The sequence below is a fragment of the Streptomyces alkaliphilus genome, from assembly GCF_014141535.1.
GTDB lineage: Bacteria > Actinomycetota > Actinomycetes > Streptomycetales > Streptomycetaceae > Streptomyces > Streptomyces alkaliphilus.
The window spans coordinates 1-1,217 of record NZ_VKHT01001259.1 but is presented as its reverse complement, the minus strand read 5'-3'; the positions used below and the strand labels follow the sequence as shown (position 1 = coordinate 1,217).

1 protein-coding gene is annotated in these 1,217 nt (G+C 70.5%); it reads left to right on the top strand.

All coding sequences use genetic code 11. The annotated features are described in order from the left end of the window. On the top strand, window positions 1–1,047 hold a 1,047-nt coding region (locus FNQ90_RS23815; RefSeq protein ID WP_228471556.1), incomplete at its 5' end, for an ABC transporter permease. Window positions 1,048–1,217 lie beyond the last annotated feature (170 nt).

Sequence of the window (1,217 nt, the reverse complement as noted above, 5' to 3'; positions counted from 1 at the left end):
CACTGTGTCCCCCCGCCCCCACGCCCGGAGAGGACCACGGCGTTGCTGAGCTACATCCTGCGACGGCTGCTGTGGACCCTGCCCACGCTCCTCGCCATCTCCGTCGTCGTCTTCGTCATCATCAACCTGCCCCCCGGCGACTTCGTCACCTCGCTCATCGCCTACCGCCGCCAGCAGGGCCTCCAGGTGGGCGAGGACGAGATCGCCCAGTACCGGGCCGCGTACGGTCTGGACCGGCCACTGATCGTCCAGTACGGCTACTGGATCTCCAACATGGTCTTCCGCGGCGACCTCGGCATCTCCTTCGAGTACACCCGCCCGGTCACCACCCTGATCGCCGAACGGCTCCCCGCCACCATCCTGCTCGCCGTCTCCGCCCTCCTGTTCACCTGGGCGCTGGCCTTCCCCATCGGCGTGTACGCCGCCGTCCGCCAGTACTCCATCGGCGACCACCTGGCCACCGGCATCGGCTTCCTCGGCCTGGCCACCCCCAACTTCCTGCTCGCCCTGGTCCTGATGTACCTGGGATTCCGGTGGTTCGGATACGTGCCGGCCGGCCTGTGCTCACCGGAGTTCTGCGACGCGGCCTGGAACCTCGGCAAGGTCATCGACCTGCTGCGACATCTGTGGCTGCCCGTGGTGGTGGTCGGCACCGCGGGCATGGCCGGCCTCATCCGCATCCTGCGCGCCAACCTCCTGGACGAGCTGCGCAAGCCCTACGTGGTCGCCGCCCGGGCGCGCGGGGTGCCCGAACGCCGGTTGGTGGTGCGCTATCCGCTGCGGGTCGCGATGAACCCCTTCATCTCCACCGTCGGGTGGGTGCTGCCCGGCCTGTTCGCCGGCGACATCGTGGTCGGACAGATCCTCGGCCTGCCCACCATCGGGCCGTTGCTGCTCAACGCCCTGCGACAACAGGACATGTACCTGGCGGGCTCGCTGATCATGGTGATCTCCGTGCTGACGGTCATCGGCACCCTGGTCTCGGACCTGTTGTTGGCGTGGACCGACCCGCGGGTGCGGCTCGGCGTGATGGGGGGAGCCCCGTGACCCCGGCGACGGCGACGGTGACGGTGAGGCGCCGGACGATGGTTCGTCGGCACCCGTACCGAACCGGGCGCGTGGCCGTACCCGCCGGCGCACCCGTGCCCGTCCACCCGCCGCGGCGCTCCCGACCACCGGGCCCTGCCCCTCACGGCCGGCGCTCCTCGGTGCCGCCC